The sequence below is a fragment of the Streptomyces sp. CBMA123 genome (assembly GCF_014596465.1).
GTDB lineage: Bacteria > Actinomycetota > Actinomycetes > Streptomycetales > Streptomycetaceae > Kitasatospora.
The window spans coordinates 1-15,422 of the sequence record NZ_MECK01000390.1; the positions used below are offsets into that span (position 1 = coordinate 1).

Genomic DNA, 15,422 nt, shown 5'->3' on the forward strand with positions numbered 1-15,422 from the left:
GTCGGCGGCGAGGGCGCGCCAGAACGGTGGGACGACCGGGGCCAGCCGCAGGGCCGCGCGGCCCTCGGCGTACTGCTGGGCGGCGGCGCTGCGGGCGGTGGGGGTCGCGCCGGGGAAGGGCGGGACGCCGGCAGCGAACACCTCGTGGATCACGATGCCGAGCGCCCAGATGTCGGCGGTGGTCCGGATCTTGACGCCGTCCGCGCCGAGCGGCGCGTTCCAGCGTTCCGGCGGGAGGTAATCGGGGGTGCCCATGGGGGCGGAGTGGCCGTGGGTGCCGGTGAGTTCGATGGCGAGGCCGAAGTCGGAGAGGCGGACCTCGCCGTTCCGGCCGATCAGGACGTTCTCGGGCTTGAGGTCGGTGTGGACCCAGCCGGAGCGGTGCAGATGGGCCAGTCCCTCGCAGATGCCGGCGATGATCCGGGCGCCCTGGGCCTCGTCGACGCCGGTGGCGAGCAGGTCGCGCAGGGTGCACCGGGCTCGTTCCATCACCAGGACGATGGCGCCGTCGAGCGCGGGGTGGTCGGGGGCGGCCAGGACGAGGGTGTCGAGCAGGCGGACCAGCCGGGGGTGCGGCGCGGTGCGGCCCAACTCGGCCTCACGGCGGGCGGCTTCGGTGACCTGACGGGCCTGGCGGGGGGCGAGTCCGGCGGTCGGCAGCACCTTGAGGGCGACCGTGCCGTCCTCGCCGTCCGGGCCGTCCGGGCCGTCCGGGCCGTCCGGGCCGTCCGTGCCGGTCGTCCCGTCGCCTCGGCGGGCGGCGTAGACCGTCGCCCAGCCGCCTTCGCCGATCGGCTCGGTGACGGTCCAGTCGCCGACCCGGTGGCCGGGTGGCAGCAGGTCCTCACCGTCCCCGTGGCAGGACGGGTCGTGCACCATCGAAGCCCCCTCCTACCGTCCGGGTTCGGCGGCTTCGGGGCGCGGCAGCAGCGCGAGGTGCTCCTCGCGGACGATGCCGAACTTCAGCGCGAGCCCGACGACGGCCTCGCGCTTGCCGTTGCGCCGGTCCGCGCGGCCCGCGCCGTCGGGCAGGTCGATGCGGAGCTTCTCGTCGGCGAGGTAGTCGAGGTGCGAGCTGACCGCGCGGGCGGTGAGCCGGGTGCAGGCGGGGTGGAGGCGCAGCCGCTCGACCACCTGGGGGGTGGTGGGCACGGCGGCGGGGGAGCGGTCGCGCAGCCACGGCTCGCAGAGCGCGACCAGGACCAGGAAGTAGGTGGCGGTCTCGTCCAGCGAGTAGGCCGTCATGGTGCGGCTCTCCCAGGAGCCGCGGCCGAGCGCGTGGGCGTCCAGGTAGACGTGGTCGGGCGCGAACACCTGGAAGGACAGCGGCGTTTCCCGTCGCGAGGGCAGCACCACCCGGGAGAACTCGAACGGGATCGGCGCCCCGATCCGCCGCGGCGGCACCCGCAGGTACTCGCCGGCGCCCTCCGGGTTCTCCACCAGGTAGGCGTGGGTGTCGCTGAGGTTGCTCAACTGCCAGTGGTCGTCGGTCGCGTGGATCTCGCCGGCGAGCCGGGAGACCGTCTCGTCGCCGAGCCGGAGCTCGACCGGCGTACGGGCGGAGCCGCGGCCGAAGCGCGCCCGCTCCCCCGGACCAAGCCGCAGGGTCACCGCGTCGTCGCCGTTCCCCGCCGGCAGGTGGACGAGAATCCCGCTCACCGTTCCTCCGTCCCGCGCACTGCTCCCCCGTTGCCGCGTTCCGTCTGCCGGTGGTGGCCAGACGGACCAACGTTACCTCCTTGAGCATGACAATAAACCGTATGGTGGTGCACGCCACGTGACGGGGGAGGTCGGAGAGTCGGGGGAGGGGCGGACGGGGTGAACGGCCGGCGGGCGGGAGCACTCGCGCTCCCGCCCGCCGGCCGCGGACCCGGTCGTGCTTCGGACGGACCGTCAGGGCACGGCGGGTCCGGCGGTGGTGTTGAGCCAGGCCCAGTCGGACCAGGTGGAGAATCCGGTCTGCCACTTGTGGTAGACGCCGGCGCTGCTGGTGCCGAACACCTCGATCCGGCCGTCGGCGTTGGTCGCCGCGACCACCTCGGTGCCGGCGCCGCCGAAGGTCTCCCACTGGCCGTACGGCGCGTTGACGCCGGTCTGCCAGAGGTGCTGCGCGGTGCCGGCGTTCATGGCGAACACCTCCACCCGGCCGTCCGGCGAACGCTCACTGGTCAGTTGGGAGTCGACGGGTCCGCCGGCGGCTTCCCAGTCGGACCAGGTGGTGGGGTTGGTCTGGTACTTGTGGTAGACGCCGGTGGGGCCGGAGGCGAAGACTTCGAGGCGGCCGTCCTGGTTGTGGTCGACGGTGAGGTCGTGGCCGCCGCCGCCGAAGGTCTCCCAGGTGGACCAGGCGCCGCTGACGGCGGTCTGCCACTGGTGCTGGAAGGTGGTGGAGTTGAGGGCGAAGACTTCGAGTCGGCCGTCGGGGGCCTTGCCGAGTCCGATCTCGCTGTTGGCGGGGCCGCCGCCGGTGGACTCCCAGTCCGACCAGCCGCTGTTCGGTGCGGACTGGTACTTGTGGAAGAGGCCGGCGGGGCCGGAGGCGAAGACTTCGAGTCGGCCGTCCTGGTTGGCGCCGACGGCGACGGCGTGGCCGCCACCGCCGAAGGTGTCCCAGCCCGACCAGGCGCCGGAGGGCTGGAGTTGGTAGCGGTGCTGGAGGGTGGTGCCGTTGAGGGCGAACATCTCCAGGCGGCCGTCCTGGTCGGCGCCGATCGCCAACTCCGCGCCACCCGGACCGCCGAGGCTCTCCCAGTCGGACCAGGCGCCGTTCACCGTGGTCTGCCAGGCGTGCGAGACACCGTTCGCCCCGGCCGCGAAGGCCTCCAGCCGGCCGTCCGCCGACCGAGCCGACACCACCTTCCCGGCCTGCGCCGGATACACCAACGGCGCCGGTCCCGGGTCGTGGTGGCCGAGCCGGTCGGCGGCGGCCTGCGCCGCGCCCAGGTAGCGCTGGTGGGCGCCCTGGTTGTAGGTCGACCAGGGCTGCCAGTTGGTGCCGCCGTTGGAGATGCGGAAGGCCGCGTTGGCGTTGCACTGGGCGTCGAAGGCACAGGCGTCGCTGACCTCGGGGTGCCAGTAGTCGTTGATCTCCCACAGGCCGCGGTCGCGGGACGGCGGGGTGTTGTTCTGGACGTTGGACGCCGACGGGTCGCAGCTGGACTCGGCCATGCCGACGGCGATCGCGGTCACCAGGGCGTCGCCCCGGAAACCCGCGGTGTAGCCGACCTCGGCGCACAGGTCGATGCCGGTGGCGGCCGGCGCGGGTGTGGCGCCGGCCATCAGGCCCGCCGCCACGCCCAGCGCGGCGAGGCCGGACAACAGGACGCGGTGGGGTGCCCGGCGGGCGCGGTGGGTGCTGGTCAAGTGATCGCTCCTCAACTGACGGCGGGTCCGGCGGTGGTGTTGAGCCAGGCCCAGTCGGACCAGGTGGAGAATCCGGTCTGCCACTTGTGGTAGACGCCGGCGCTGCTGGTGCCGAACACCTCGATCCGGCCGTCGGCGTTGGTGGTGGCGGTGATCTCGGTGCCGGCGCCGCCGAAGGTGTCCCACTGGCTGTAGGGGGCGTTCAGGTTGGTCTGCCAGGTGTGCTGCGCGGTGCTGCCGTTGATGGCGAACACCTCGACGCGGCCGTCCGCGGTCGGCTGGCTGGTCAGTTGGGAGTCGGCGGGTCCGCCGGCGGCTTCCCAGTCGGACCAGGTGGTGGGGTTGGTCTGGTACTTGTGGTAGACGCCGGTGGGGCCGGAGGCGAAGACTTCGAGGCGGCCGTCCTGGTTGTGGTCGACGGTGAGGTCGTGGCCGCCGCCGCCGAAGGTCTCCCAGGTGGACCAGGCGCCGCTGACGGCGGTCTGCCACTGGTGCTGGAAGGTGGTGGAGTTGAGGGCGAAGACTTCGAGTCGGCCGTCGGGGGCCTTGCCGAGTCCGATCTCGCTGTTGGCGGGGCCGCCGCCGGTGGACTCCCAGTCCGACCAGCCGCTGTTCGGTGCGGACTGGTACTTGTGGAACAGCCCGGCGGGGCCGGAGGCGAAGACTTCGAGCCGGCCGTCCTGGTTGGCGCCGACGGCGACGGCGTGGCCGCCACCGCCGAAGGTGTCCCAGCCCGACCAGGCGCCGGAGGGCTGGAGTTGGTAGCGGTGCTGGAGGGTGGTGCCGTTGAGGGCGAACATCTCCAGGCGGCCGTCCTGGTCGGCGCCGATCGCCAACTCCGCGCCACCCGGACCGCCGAGGCTCTCCCAGTCGGACCAGGCGCCGTTCACCGTGGTCTGCCAGGCGTGCGAGACACCGTTCGCCCCGGCCGCGAAGGCCTCCAGCCGGCCGTCCGCCGACCGCGCCGACACCACCTTCCCGGCCTGCGCCGGATACACCGGCGGCGCGGGGCGAGGACCGGTGCCCGGCGTGCAGGGCATGGTGATGCCGCGGTCCGCGAGGTACCCGATCGGATCGGTCCGCACGGTCGCGTTCGCGTCGGCCCAGACCCGCAGGTGCAGGTGCGGGCCGCTGGACTCGCCCTCGCTGCCCATCAGCGCGATCTGTTGACCGGCCGTCACATGGTCGCCGGTGGCGACGTCCCGCTCCTGCATGTGCCCGTACTCGGTGATGGTCCCGTCCGGGTGCAGGACGCGGATCCACTGGCCGTAGCCCTGCGCCGGGCCGGAGGCCAGTACCTGGCCGTCGCCGACCGCGTAGATCGGGGTGCCGTAGTTGTTGGCGATGTCGATGCCGTTGTGCTCCGGGGTGTAGCCCTGGGAGATGAACCCGGCGGCCGGACAGGACGCCGTGAACCCGGCGGCCACGGCGGGGGCGGCGGGTGCGGCCGAGGCGGAGGCAGCCGGCACGGTGACCGGCAGCAGCAGGGCGACCGCGGCCAGGGCCAGCCGCGAGCCGCGGCGGGAGAACGAGGAGAACACCCGAGCGCCCCTCACGCCGTGCGCAGCCGGTCGATGACGCCGTCGAGGTCGAGCCGCATCAGGTCGGGCCGGATGATGCCCCTGGGAGTGGGGTGGTGCGCGGTCAACGTGACCTCCTGAAGACGCGTGACGGCGGCCGCTCCCGACCGCCGGGTATCGAGCGGTTGGGACGGTAGCCACGCGCCGCGCGGCACAGAACCCGGAACCATACGGACTGACAGCAGCAGTGCGGCCGACCGAGACTGGTGCCTTTCGGGCCGCGTCGGATGCGTCGACGGATGCCGGCCACGGTGGCGCCGGCGGGACGCTCCGGCAGCGGCAGCGGCAGCGGCCGCGGTCGGCGCTCGCGAGGGCGGGCCTGGCGACCGAGGGGCCGTACCCGTGGGCGGGCGTCGAGCACTCCGAGGTGTTCCCGTCGCTGCTGCTGAACGACCCGAACACCCCACCCAAGCCCGACCCCGCCAACCGCCGCCCGAACGGCCCGGCCCCGCACCCCGCCCACCCGGCGGCCGGGCGTACGCAGGAACTGCCGTGCGATCCGTCACCGAGGTGACCGATGTCACGTGTCCAAACTGACGCACTGTCGGTTGGGTAATCGGTCCGACCGCAAGAATGGTCAGTTGACGGACAGTTCGGGAGATGACGCCATGGGAGATGACGCGGCGAAGGCCGGCGGCCCGGAGTTCAAGCTCAGGCCGGGGGACCTGAAGGACGCCGCGCCGACCTTCGAGAACCAGAGCAAGGCGCTCAAGGAGGCGCTCGACAAGCTCAGGAAGAGCCTCACCGAGGCCGGCAGTCCGTGGGGCGGCGACAAGCAGGGCAACGAGTTCGCGGCTGCCTACAACGGCCCGCACGACCACGTGCTCTCCGCTCTCGACGTCCTGGTCACCGGACTCGGCAGCATCGCCACCGGCCTGCAAGCCCACGCCGACAACCACACCGGCGCCGACGACCACGCCAAGCGGAACCTGCTGCCATGACCCGCCGCAGCCCTGACGCAGGGGCGGCCCGTGGGTGAGTCCGCGGTCGCGAAGGCCGTCCAGAAGGTCACCGGCATGTGGTGGCCCGACGCCGACCCCGACAAGCTCCGCAAGGCCGCGGACGCCTGGGACGCGATGGCCACCGCGATCGACAACGTCACCGTGCCCACCAACCAGGCCGCCGCCGCCGTCGTCGCCGGCAACCACGGCCCCGCCATCGACGCCTTCGGCACGTTCTGGGGCCGGTACTACGGGGGCAAGGACAGCGCGGGCAAGGGCAAGGGCTGGCTACCCGAGACCGCCGACGCCTGCCGCAGCCTGGCCAAGGCGCTGCGCGACTTCGCCCACGAAGTCGACAAGGCGATCAAGAAGCTGGAGGAGGAGGCCGCGATCGTCGGCGGCACCCTCGTCGTCGGTACCGCCCTGGCCTTCGTCACCTTCAGCATCTCGGCGGACATCGCCGCCGCCACCGCCGCGGGCATCGTCGCCACGGCGGCATCGGTCGGCGTCGCCGTCTCCGAGGCCATCGCCACCATCGCCGCCACCGTGCTGGTCGGCGCCGCCTTCGGTGCCGTCGAGGCGATCACCGTCGACCTCGCCGTCGCCCAGCCGATCCGGGTCGAGTTCTTCGACGACGGCGGCTACAGCCTCACCGAAGCCGTCGACTCCGCCAAGACCGGCGGCATCATGGGCGGCGCCGGCGGCGGCCTCGGTGCCGGCGCCCGGGTCGTCTCCACCGCCGCCGAGAGCGCCGAGAACGCCTCCGTCGCCCTCGCTGGCCTGGCCAAGGTCACGGGCGCCGCCGACACCGTCCCCGGCCGCATGATCACCGGAGCCGGCCTCAGCTACGGCTACGACGCCGAGTTCAAGACCGGCCCGGTCATGCCCCTCGACGTCGTCGTCGGTGGAGTCGGCGGTGCGGCGGGACCACGTGGACGTTCCGGCGACAACGTTCCACGCGGCCCGAAGCATGCCAAACCCGTTGAGCTACCGATGCCCGGCAAGTTGCCGCTTGAGTATGTCGAAGATCACCCGACGATCGCGAAGGTGAAAGCGGAGCTGGCGAGCGTGCCGTCCGAGATCTTCAACAAGGTCTGGGCCCATCTGAAGGAGGTGCCGGGTGGCGGGGTCAGTATCGGCCCCCGGCCCATCACGCAGCTCCCGGGCGGCTACCATCTCGCCGGCGTCAGCCCGGTGGGAGGAACTTCACCGGCGGATCACGTACCTGGTATGTACATACCTGGCCAGCGTAGGCTCCTGGTCAATTCGGCTGCCAAGACGCCGAGTAGTGTTGCTGTCCATGAGTTCGGGCATGCGGTCGATGAAGCTTATGGCAATCTGAGTCGTCAGCCAGAGTGGCTGCATGTGCAACAGCAGGTCATGGACCGGATCGGCAACAACCCACGGCTGACTCCGTACATTCGCCAGCCGCACGAGTACTTCGCCGAGGCGTTCAATCAGTGGACTGTCAAGAGGCTGGAAAGATTTACGTTCGGCGACCGCGAGGCCGCGCGGCTCCTGGAGGAATATTTTGAGCGAGCATTCTGAGCCCTATGAAGTCACCGACTACCCGATGCTCGACGCCAATGGCGTCACCATCTGGTTGAAGTACGGCGGAAGGACCGTGGAGGGGTACTTCTACGACGGGTGGTACAAGTTCGAGCCGGGGGATCCCCGCTACGACGAACTCCTCCCGCAAGCACGGCAGAATCCGCAGGATGTCGAAGAGAGCAACGCCCCGATCTACCCCGAGACCATGGCCATGCTGGACGAGATGCAGCGCAAGACGCGGGAGCGGAACGCCGGGCATTAGCAGAACGGGGTTTGCGCGGAGCCCGGGCGACGGTCCGGGCTCCGCGCGTGCGGAGCGGCGCCGCTCCTTGGAGGTCCATCCGTTCCGGTGGGTCATGAGGGATCAGCCGCGCTTGCCGCCGAAGCGCAGCTTCCACGGGGTGAGGGCGGATTCGAGCTGCACGGCCAGGCTCATCTTCGACACGCCCTGCCCGCGTTCCTCGAAGCGAATCGGCACTTCGAGGATGGTGAGTCCGCGCGTGACCGCGCGGTGGTTCATCTCGACCTGGAAGGAATAGCCGTTGCTGTGCACGGAGTTCGGGTCGATCGCGCGCAGTGTCTCGGCGCGCCATGCCTTGAATCCGGCGGTGGCGTCCTTCAGGCGCAGCCGCAGGATCGCGTTGACGTAGCCGTTGGCCCAGACCGACAGGGCTCTGCGGGACCAGGGCCAGTCGGCGGCGGTGGAGCCACCGGCCACGTAGCGCGAGCCGATCACGGCGGCGGCGCCCTTCGTCAGCAGGGCGTCGAGCATGACCGGGATCGCCGAGACGGGGTGGGAGAGGTCGGCGTCCATCTGGACCACGATGTCGGCGCCCTGTTCCAGCGCCCGGATCATGCCGGCGATGTAGGCGCGGCCGAGTCCGTCCTTGGTGTCGCGGTGGAGCACGCTGACGTTGTCCGGCGACTCGGCCGCGAGTTTGTCGGCGATCTCGCCGGTGCCGTCGGGTGAGTTGTCGTCGACCACGAGCAGGTGCAGGTTCGGTACCGGCAGGTCCGCGAGCAGACCGGCCAGGACCGGCAGGTTGTCCCGCTCGTTGTAGGTCGGCACGACGACGACGGTCTTCGGGGATGCGACGGTCATCGGCAGCTCCTCGGGTCGGAAACGGGTCAGGGGCTGGTCATCTGGCGCCCGCGGGGCGCCGCGCGTCCTGTTCGTGTGAGGGGGCGGGCCGGAGCCGCCGGAAGAAGTCGAGGATCTGTCGGTTCACCTCCTCCGGTTGCTCCAGGTACCCGTAGTGGCCCGCGTGGGGGATCAGCCGGTGGGCGGCGCCGGGGATGGCCCGGGCCACCTCGGCGACCAGGTGCGGGGGCGTGACCAGGTCGTCGGCGAAGCCGATGACCAGACACGGAGTGGTGATCGCGGCGTAGGCCGCGAGGCGACCGGGGTCCGGTGTGAGGGCGAGCTGGTGCCGCAGGCCGGGGCCGGTGGACAGCGACTGTTCGAACACCGACAGCCAGTCGGACACCGCGAGGTCGTCGTCGAGTGTCCGCGGGGACAGGTTCTGGATCGCCTGCTGGGCCGCGTGGTACCGGCGTGGCAGTGTGATGCCGGAGTCCAGCAGCTCGATCTCGGCGCGGGCGGCGGCCGCGCGCAGCCGGTCGTCGCGGCCTCGGGTGGCCATCAGTACGGCGGCGGTGGCCAGGTCGGGCCGGGTCAGCAGCAACTCCTGGACCACGTAAGCGCCGAGCGACGTCCCCACCAGGCGGCACGGTCCGGCGTGCAGGTGCTCGATCAGCCCGGCCAGATCGGCCGCGAGGTCGCCGACCGTGAAGCCGGCCTCGCCGGGGTCGCTGGGGGGCACGCCCCGGGAGTCGTACGTGATGACTCGGTAGCCGGCCTCGGTGAGCGCCGGTGCCTGGTGCAGGTGCCAGGCCCGGCCGCGACCGCCGGCGCCCATGACCAGGACGACCGGCTCTCCGGCTTCCCGGCCGTCGGGTGCGTGGTCGTCGTAGTGCAGCTGTGTCCCGCCGACGGTCGCGACGCTCATCAGCGGTCGGCCAGGCGATCGGCCATGCGGTCGGCCAGGCTCTTCGGGCGCATGTCGGTCCAGTGCTCCTCGACGTACGCGAGGCAGGTGCCGCGGTCCGTGTCGGCCAGCGCGACCGACCACCCCGGGGGAACGGCGGCGAACGCGGGCCAGAGCGAGTGCTGACCCTCGTCGTTGGTCAGCACCTTGAACGTCGCGTCCGGGTCGTCGAACGGATTCGTCATCATCTGCTCCTTCGGGGGAGGGGTTTCAGGCGAGTGCCTGGCCGGAGACGAGCGTCTCGGCGTATCCGAAGACGTGGCCGCGCCCGACCGAGACCGGCCGCAGCGAGGCGAAGTCCGCGTCGAGCACGTCGAACATCTCCAGCGTCGCGTCGCCCGACCACACCTCGGAGAACTCGACCCCCGTGACGGTCGAGGTCACCAGCCCGACGGGCGGCTGCTCGCCGGGGAGCCAGGCCGGCTGGACCCGGCTGTGCACCAGCGGCACGGTGTGCAGCAGCGGCGGTTCGGCGGCCGGGGCGGTCACGCTCACCGAGGCCTGGGCGATCCGGCGGCCGCCGGTCGCGGCGGTGCCGTGGTAGGTGCCCGCGGCGGAGCCCAGCGGCCCCGCCCTGCCGACCCGCATCGGCCGGGTCTGGTGCACCTCGCCGAACTGCTTCGGCATCCCCTGCACCCAGCCGCGCAGCAGCGGCACGGGCTGGTCGACCCAGGCGTACGGGCAGCGGGCCAGGCGGCGGCCGCGGTACTCGCAGCCGAGCAGGATCAGGAACTCGCTGAACTGGCTGGCACCCGGATCGGCCAGCTCGGTGCCCGGCTCCGAGCACCACTGCCAGTGCGCGAAGACCGCGGCGGCCTGCCCCGGATCGGCACCGGGGTCGAGCTCGGGCGGGAGGAACCGCGCTGCCGCTACCGGGTCCACCCGGTAGTCGACCATGACGACCTCGCCGGAGAAGTGCCACGGCGGAGGGGTCAACGTGGCCGAGGTGCCGGACGGGGAGAGCGGCAGGCTGTAGCCGAGCAGGCCGCTGACGACGGAACTGGTCATCGGAGGGTTTCCTGGTTTCTCCAGGCGGTGGCGAGCCGTGCGGCCGCCTCCGCCAGTCGGTCGGGGGAGTTGAAGCTGTACGCGAGTCGCAGATGGGTGCCGGTCGCGCTGCCGAAGCGGGAGCCCGGGGCCACCGCGACGCCCGCCCGGTCGGCGGCGGCGAGCAGGGACGCCTCGCCGCGCCGCGGGTCGAAGGTCAGCCAGACGAAGAAGCCGCCGGCCGGACGGTCGATGGTCACCGACTCGCCCAGGTGGGCCCGCAGGGCGGCCACCAGCGTCTCGCGCCGCAGCCGGAGTTGCGCACGCAGCCACGACAGGCGCCGGTCGTAGCGGCCGTCCCCCATCAGCATGGCCACGGCCAGTGAGGTCAGGTGGTTGAGCGCTCCGCCGCTGACCAGCTGGCCGCGGCCGGTCAGTGTCTCGACCAGGTCCGGCCCGGCTTCCAGCCAGCCGAGCCGCAGGCCCGGTCCGAGCGTCTTGGCGAACGAGCCGAGCCGGATCACCCCCTGCCGTCCGGCCAGCGCGGCGAGCGAGGGCGGTGGTGCGGTGCGGTCCAGGCTCAGTTCGGCGTACGCGTCGTCCTCCACGATCGGTACCCCGTGCCGGGCGGCGACCGCGAGCAGCTCCCGGCGGCGCGGTTCGCCGGCGACCGTGCCGGTCGGGTTGTGGAAGGTGGGCGTCAGGTAGCCGAAGGCCACGTCGTCGCCCTGGGACAGGGCCCGGTCCAGGTCCTGCGCCCGCATGCCCTCACCGTCGGCGTCCACCTCGCGCAGTCGCAGGCCGTGGTCGGTCATGATCCTGCGGCCCAGGTCGTAGCACGTGCGCTCGACGACGACGGTCCGGCCGGGCCGGCCCAGGACGGTGCACAGCAGGGCCAGCGCCTGTGAGGTGCCGGCGGTGACCATGATCTCCTCGGCCGCGCAGCCGTGGCGGGCGGCCAGCAGGGCGCGCAGCGGCTCGGCTCCGGCGTTGGCGCCGTAACTGAGCGCCGCGGGGCCGAACTCGGTGAGGGCCTCCGCGTAGAGCGGCAGCACCTCGTCGACCGGCAGCAGGTTCGGTTCGAGGTAGCCGGGTCCGAGGTCGATGACGCCGGGTGGGGAGACGGCCTGCACCACTCCCGCACGCCACCAGCGGGTGTGCGGGAGCGGGGCGGCCGTGGTGTCCGGTGGAACCATCAGCTCTGCAGCCCCGGAGCGGCCAGCAGGGCCGAGCGCAGCACCTGCGCGCCCGTGACCAGGGTGGAGGGGTTGCGGGACAGGGCCAGGCGCAGCATCCGCTCGCCCTCGTCCGGCCTCGCCCAGTGGAACTTCTGGCAGGGCAGCACGTAGAGGTTGTGGGAGCGGACCGCGGACCAGACGTCCAGCGCCAGCCGGGAGCCGACGTGCAGGCGCTCCACGCTGGTCCGGGCGTGTTCGTCGACGAAGGCGATGTCGGGTACGCCCGCGAGCTCGGCGCGCACCAGGGCCCGGTTCTCGGCGATCGTGCGCTGCAGCTCGGTCAGGCCGCCGTCCGCCCCGTCGTCCGCGAACCGCTTCACCATGAGCAGGATCAGCGGCGAGGTGCCGAGCAGGATGTCCGAGTGGATCTTCTCGATCGGCAGGTCCACGTTGGCCGAGCGGACCAGCCAGCCGATCTTGAGCTCCAGCGTGGGCCACAGCTTTCCGGTGTCCTCGATGACCACCCAGCGGCAGCCGCTCCCGTCGAGGACGGTGTAGTGGTCGAACTGGGCGTCGGGGTCGAACCCGCGGAACGACGTGTCCAGGGCCAGCACCACGTCGTGCTCGGCGCACTGCTCGGCGAGCCTGGTCAGGCGGGCCTCCGTCATCACCCGGCCGGTGGGGTTGTTCGGCGTGGTGACGAAGACGCAGCCCACCTGCCGGAGCAGCTCGGCCGGCAGGTCGTCGTCGTGGGCCTGCTCCTCCTCGACCGGGATCAGCCGCAGGCCGACCCCGCGCAGGATGTCGGGGATGTTGTCGAACGTGGGGTGGATCAGCGCCACCGCGTCGGACGAGGTGACCAGCGAGCGGGCGAGGATCTCCATGGCCAGCGAGGAGGAGTAGCAGCTCAGCGTCCGCCCGGCGGCGAACGGGTGGCTGTGCTGGCCGAGCATGCCGAAGAACGAGTCGGCGGCCTCCTGCTCGATCTCCGCCACCGGACGGAGGACGGCCTCGGCCCACATGTCCGGCAGCTCGGCGACGATCTTGGCCTGCGCGGCCGTGAGTTGCTGGCGGGCGTGCCCGTCGGCGAGGTTCATCGAGCTGTTCAGGGCGAGGGTCTCGAATTGGGTCAGGTTCTCCGCGGAGACCGTCGGCAGAATTCTGTTCACAAGCACCTCTCAGGAGAGTGTCGGGCGAAGTGTGCTTGGAGCCACGGCGGTTGCCGGGACTCACCGGCTCGGGCGCCGGGATAGGAATCGCATTGACCTGCTGTCAGCAGTAGGCGAACCGGGTGAGCAATCGTTCGGCGTCGTCGATGCGTTCACCGGACGGCAGCCCGGCTTTTCCGACGAAGCGTTTGAGGTACCCGGCCCCCTCGGTGCCGCCGGAGCCGGTCATGTCCGGCAGGTAGCGGCGGCCGAATCCGTAGTGCCGGCCGCGCCAGACGTGCAGTGGCGCTTCGCTCGCGGCGAATGCCTCGCGAACGTCGGCGTCGCGGGCGCCGGCCGCGGCGTCCCGCAGGGACGTGAACTCGCGGAGCACCGGGTCGTTGACCGGGGCCAGGTGTGCGAACCCCTTGTAGATCTCGATCTTCCGCTCGTCGTAGCCGTACACCACCAGTTCCATCAGGTGGTAGTTGAGCGACTGGACGGCGCTGGCGCTCCCGGTCGCGTCCCGGAAGCCCTTGAAGAGCTCCGGGGTCAGCGTCCGCAGCGCGTGGAAGACCACGTTCAGCAGCTCGGCCGCCCAGGTCAGCTGGCTCATCCGCAGGACGTACTCGGCGCGGTCGTGGTCGATGGCCTCGGTCGCGCGGCGCGCGGTCCAGCGGACGAGGAAGAAGCCGATCTCGCAGGCCTGCACGGCGCGCATGAAGATGTGCTCGTCGTGCTTGTCCGACCGGCGGAATCCCGAACAGCGGTTGACCACCATCAGGTCGTGGATCAGCACGCCGTCGTGGCCGGCGAGCCGGACCAGCCCGGCGCTCGCCATGGTGCGGTCCGGGCCGATCGGGGACCGGCCCAGGTGGGCGAGCACGGCCTCCAGGCGGAGCACGCGTTCCGCGCCCTCCTCGACCGTGGTCTCGTGCAGTCCGGCCTCGCGCTCCTCCAGCCCGATCAGGTCGGTGACCAGTGCGTGCACCAGCAGCAGGCCGGCCTGGTACGGGTCCTCCCGCCGGGCGAAGTACCAGCCGGCCACGTGCAGTCCGGTGTAGCGGTAGTACTCGGGTATGTCGAGCCGCCGGCTGAACGGCCGGGTCAGCAGCCGCAGGATCTCGTTCTCGTCGGTGTCCGGCCCGGCCACGGCCGCGTCGTAGCGCCCGGACAGCCGCAGGACCTCGTGCTCGGGCAGCTCGGCGAGCGGCGTCGCGTGCAGCCGGGCGGCCAACTCGGCGCAGGCGGCGGGCAGTTCCCGCGAGCGGGGCGGGGTGACGGCTCGTGCGGTGCTCACCGCTCGGACCCGCTCGTCGCGCGCCGGCCGATGATCAGGTGCTTGTCGCCGCTGGAGCGCCGGACCGTGCCGTCCGCGAATCCGGCCTGTCGCAGCAGGTCCAGGTACTCGGCCGCGGTGCGGTGCCGGCCCTGGGTCTCGATGTGCATGGAGAGGTTCATGACGGCCGTGGCGAGCGGGCCGCCGCGGTCGTCGTCGAAGAGCCGCTCCATGATCAGGACCCGGCCGCCGGGCAGGCACGCCTCGTACGCCTTGCGCAGCAGCGTCGCGCAGGTCTGGTCGTCCCAGTCGGACAGGATGTAGCCGAAGGCGAAGCAGTCGCCGGCCGGCAGCGGGTCGTGGAAGAAGTCGCCGGCCGTGAAGGCCAGCCGGTCGTCGAGCCCGTGCTCGGCGGACCGCGCGGCCAGGTGCGGACCCACCTGGGGAAGGTCGAACACGGTCGAGCGCAGCTGGGGAAAGGCCTGCAGGGCGGCCACGGAGAAGGGCCCGCTCGCTCCGCCCACGTCGATCAGCTGACGCGCGCCGCTCAGGTCGGCCAGGGCGGCGAGTTCGTGCGAGACGTGGTGGCTGAGGCCCCACATCGCGCCCAGGAAGCGGCCCACCGACTCGTCGTCGCGGTAGATGGCCTCGAACGGAGCCGGCTCGTCCCGGTCGGTCTCGACCTTGCCCACGTGCAGGTAGCCGCTCAGTTGTCCGAACTGCCCGGCGGTGTCGTCGATCAGGTGGTCGACGAATCCCATCAGGTAGCGGGGGTCCGCGCGGTCGACGTAGGGCCTCACGTCCGCCGCGAGTGCGTAGCACCCGCCTTCGGCGTCGAGGACGCCGAAGGCGGACAGCACCAGCAGGAGTCGCTCCAGGGTGTCCTCGTCGACGGTCAGGGCGGCCGCGATCTTTCCGGCGCTTTCGCCGCTGTGTCGGGTCAGGTACTCGAAGACGCCGTGCCGGTCCGCGATGCGCAGAGCGTGGGTGGCGTACATTCCGTAGACGGCGCGTTCCAGATCCGCAGGAATCATTGTTTTCGCTGCCCATCGGTGCAAGGGAATGGTCGGGCATGGTCGGGCGGCAGGTTTTCCAGGAGGCCGCCGGGATTCCGGGCGTGGGATTGCCCGGTGCCCGGGAGTGAGGATTCGCCCGGGGTCGCTGAGAAGTATTTCGGCGCACGCGACGGATCGGCCATCTTCTTGACCGCAGAGTGAAACCCCCAGTTCAGGGGTGTTTCCGGAAAGCCGGACGAGCGGTTTCACGCCTGACCGGCAGGGCGGCGGGGCCGGCGGTGACCGTGGCTCGGGACTCGCACCGCCCGGGCCGACATGGAGGGGAGGATTC

General features: G+C 71.8%; 15 protein-coding genes. 3 read left to right on the forward strand and 12 right to left on the reverse strand.

Annotation, left to right across the window (positions count from 1 at the left end):
* The 4 genes from BG452_RS31405 to BG452_RS31420 form a co-directional block, all read right to left on the reverse strand.
* Nucleotides 1-879: serine/threonine-protein kinase (locus tag BG452_RS31405; protein WP_188307747.1), on the reverse strand; the 879-nt coding region annotated here is incomplete at its 3' end.
* A 12-nt stretch (nucleotides 880-891) separates the two neighbouring features.
* Nucleotides 892-1,659, reverse strand: coding sequence for a serine/threonine protein kinase (locus BG452_RS31410; RefSeq protein WP_188307748.1), 768 nt, complete (start codon nucleotides 1,657-1,659; stop codon nucleotides 892-894).
* Nucleotides 1,660-1,893: 234 nt separating this feature from the next.
* The gene (locus tag BG452_RS31415; RefSeq protein ID WP_223242995.1) at nucleotides 1,894-3,279 is read right to left on the reverse strand and encodes a hypothetical protein; all 1,386 of its coding nucleotides are present in this window, start codon (nucleotides 3,277-3,279) and stop codon (nucleotides 1,894-1,896) included.
* A gap of 95 nt (nucleotides 3,280-3,374) precedes the next feature.
* Nucleotides 3,375-4,904 (reverse strand): peptidoglycan DD-metalloendopeptidase family protein, encoded by a 1,530-nt coding sequence (locus BG452_RS31420; protein WP_188307749.1) that lies wholly within the window; start codon nucleotides 4,902-4,904, stop codon nucleotides 3,375-3,377.
* Between the two features lie 647 nt (nucleotides 4,905-5,551).
* Here BG452_RS31420 and BG452_RS31425 point away from each other — a divergent pair.
* Genes BG452_RS31425 through BG452_RS31435 form a run of 3 tightly spaced genes read left to right on the forward strand, consistent with a single transcriptional unit; the run spans nucleotide 5,552 to nucleotide 7,697 of the window.
* Entirely contained in the window at nucleotides 5,552-5,884 is a 333-nt protein-coding gene (locus BG452_RS31425) for a WXG100 family type VII secretion target (RefSeq protein WP_188304594.1), read from the forward strand.
* 30 nt (nucleotides 5,885-5,914) lie between these two features.
* A complete protein-coding gene (locus BG452_RS31430; protein WP_188307750.1) occupies nucleotides 5,915-7,432 on the forward strand; it encodes an anthrax toxin lethal factor-related metalloendopeptidase in 1,518 nt (505 codons plus the stop codon).
* Complete coding sequence (locus BG452_RS31435) at nucleotides 7,416-7,697, forward strand: hypothetical protein (protein WP_188307751.1); 282 nt, start codon at nucleotides 7,416-7,418, stop codon at nucleotides 7,695-7,697. Before BG452_RS31430 ends, BG452_RS31435 begins: the two co-directional genes overlap by 17 nt.
* 102 nt (nucleotides 7,698-7,799) lie before the next feature.
* Here the strand turns inward: BG452_RS31435 and BG452_RS31440 are convergent, their stop codons facing one another.
* From BG452_RS31440 to BG452_RS31475, 8 genes are all read right to left on the reverse strand, one after another.
* Nucleotides 7,800-8,537, reverse strand: coding sequence for a polyprenol monophosphomannose synthase (locus BG452_RS31440; RefSeq protein WP_188307752.1), 738 nt, complete (start codon nucleotides 8,535-8,537; stop codon nucleotides 7,800-7,802).
* A 37-nt stretch (nucleotides 8,538-8,574) separates the two neighbouring features.
* The gene (locus BG452_RS31445; RefSeq protein WP_188307753.1) at nucleotides 8,575-9,444 is read right to left on the reverse strand and encodes an alpha/beta fold hydrolase; all 870 of its coding nucleotides are present in this window, start codon (nucleotides 9,442-9,444) and stop codon (nucleotides 8,575-8,577) included.
* Complete coding sequence (locus BG452_RS31450; RefSeq protein WP_317621313.1) at nucleotides 9,444-9,668, reverse strand: MbtH family protein; 225 nt, start codon at nucleotides 9,666-9,668, stop codon at nucleotides 9,444-9,446. The genes BG452_RS31445 and BG452_RS31450 overlap by 1 nt, the downstream gene beginning before the upstream one ends.
* 25 nt (nucleotides 9,669-9,693) lie before the next feature.
* Entirely contained in the window at nucleotides 9,694-10,491 is a 798-nt protein-coding gene (gene mppR / locus BG452_RS31455) for an enduracididine biosynthesis enzyme MppR (RefSeq protein ID WP_188307755.1), read from the reverse strand.
* Entirely contained in the window at nucleotides 10,488-11,666 is a 1,179-nt protein-coding gene (locus BG452_RS31460; RefSeq protein WP_188307756.1) for an aminotransferase class I/II-fold pyridoxal phosphate-dependent enzyme, read from the reverse strand. Before BG452_RS31460 ends, mppR begins: the two co-directional genes overlap by 4 nt.
* Nucleotides 11,666-12,817 carry an enduracididine biosynthesis enzyme MppP gene (gene mppP, locus BG452_RS31465; protein ID WP_317621314.1) on the reverse strand — a complete coding sequence of 384 codons (1,152 nt, stop codon included), beginning with the start codon at nucleotides 12,815-12,817 and terminating at the stop codon, nucleotides 11,666-11,668. Before mppP ends, BG452_RS31460 begins: the two co-directional genes overlap by 1 nt.
* Before the next feature lie 103 nt (nucleotides 12,818-12,920).
* Nucleotides 12,921-14,096 carry a tryptophan 2,3-dioxygenase family protein gene (locus BG452_RS47845; RefSeq protein ID WP_188307757.1) on the reverse strand — a complete coding sequence of 392 codons (1,176 nt, stop codon included), beginning with the start codon at nucleotides 14,094-14,096 and terminating at the stop codon, nucleotides 12,921-12,923.
* Nucleotides 14,093-15,109, reverse strand: coding sequence for a methyltransferase (locus BG452_RS31475; protein ID WP_188307758.1), 1,017 nt, complete (start codon nucleotides 15,107-15,109; stop codon nucleotides 14,093-14,095). The genes BG452_RS47845 and BG452_RS31475 overlap by 4 nt, the downstream gene beginning before the upstream one ends.
* Nucleotides 15,110-15,422: the final 313 nt, after the last annotated feature.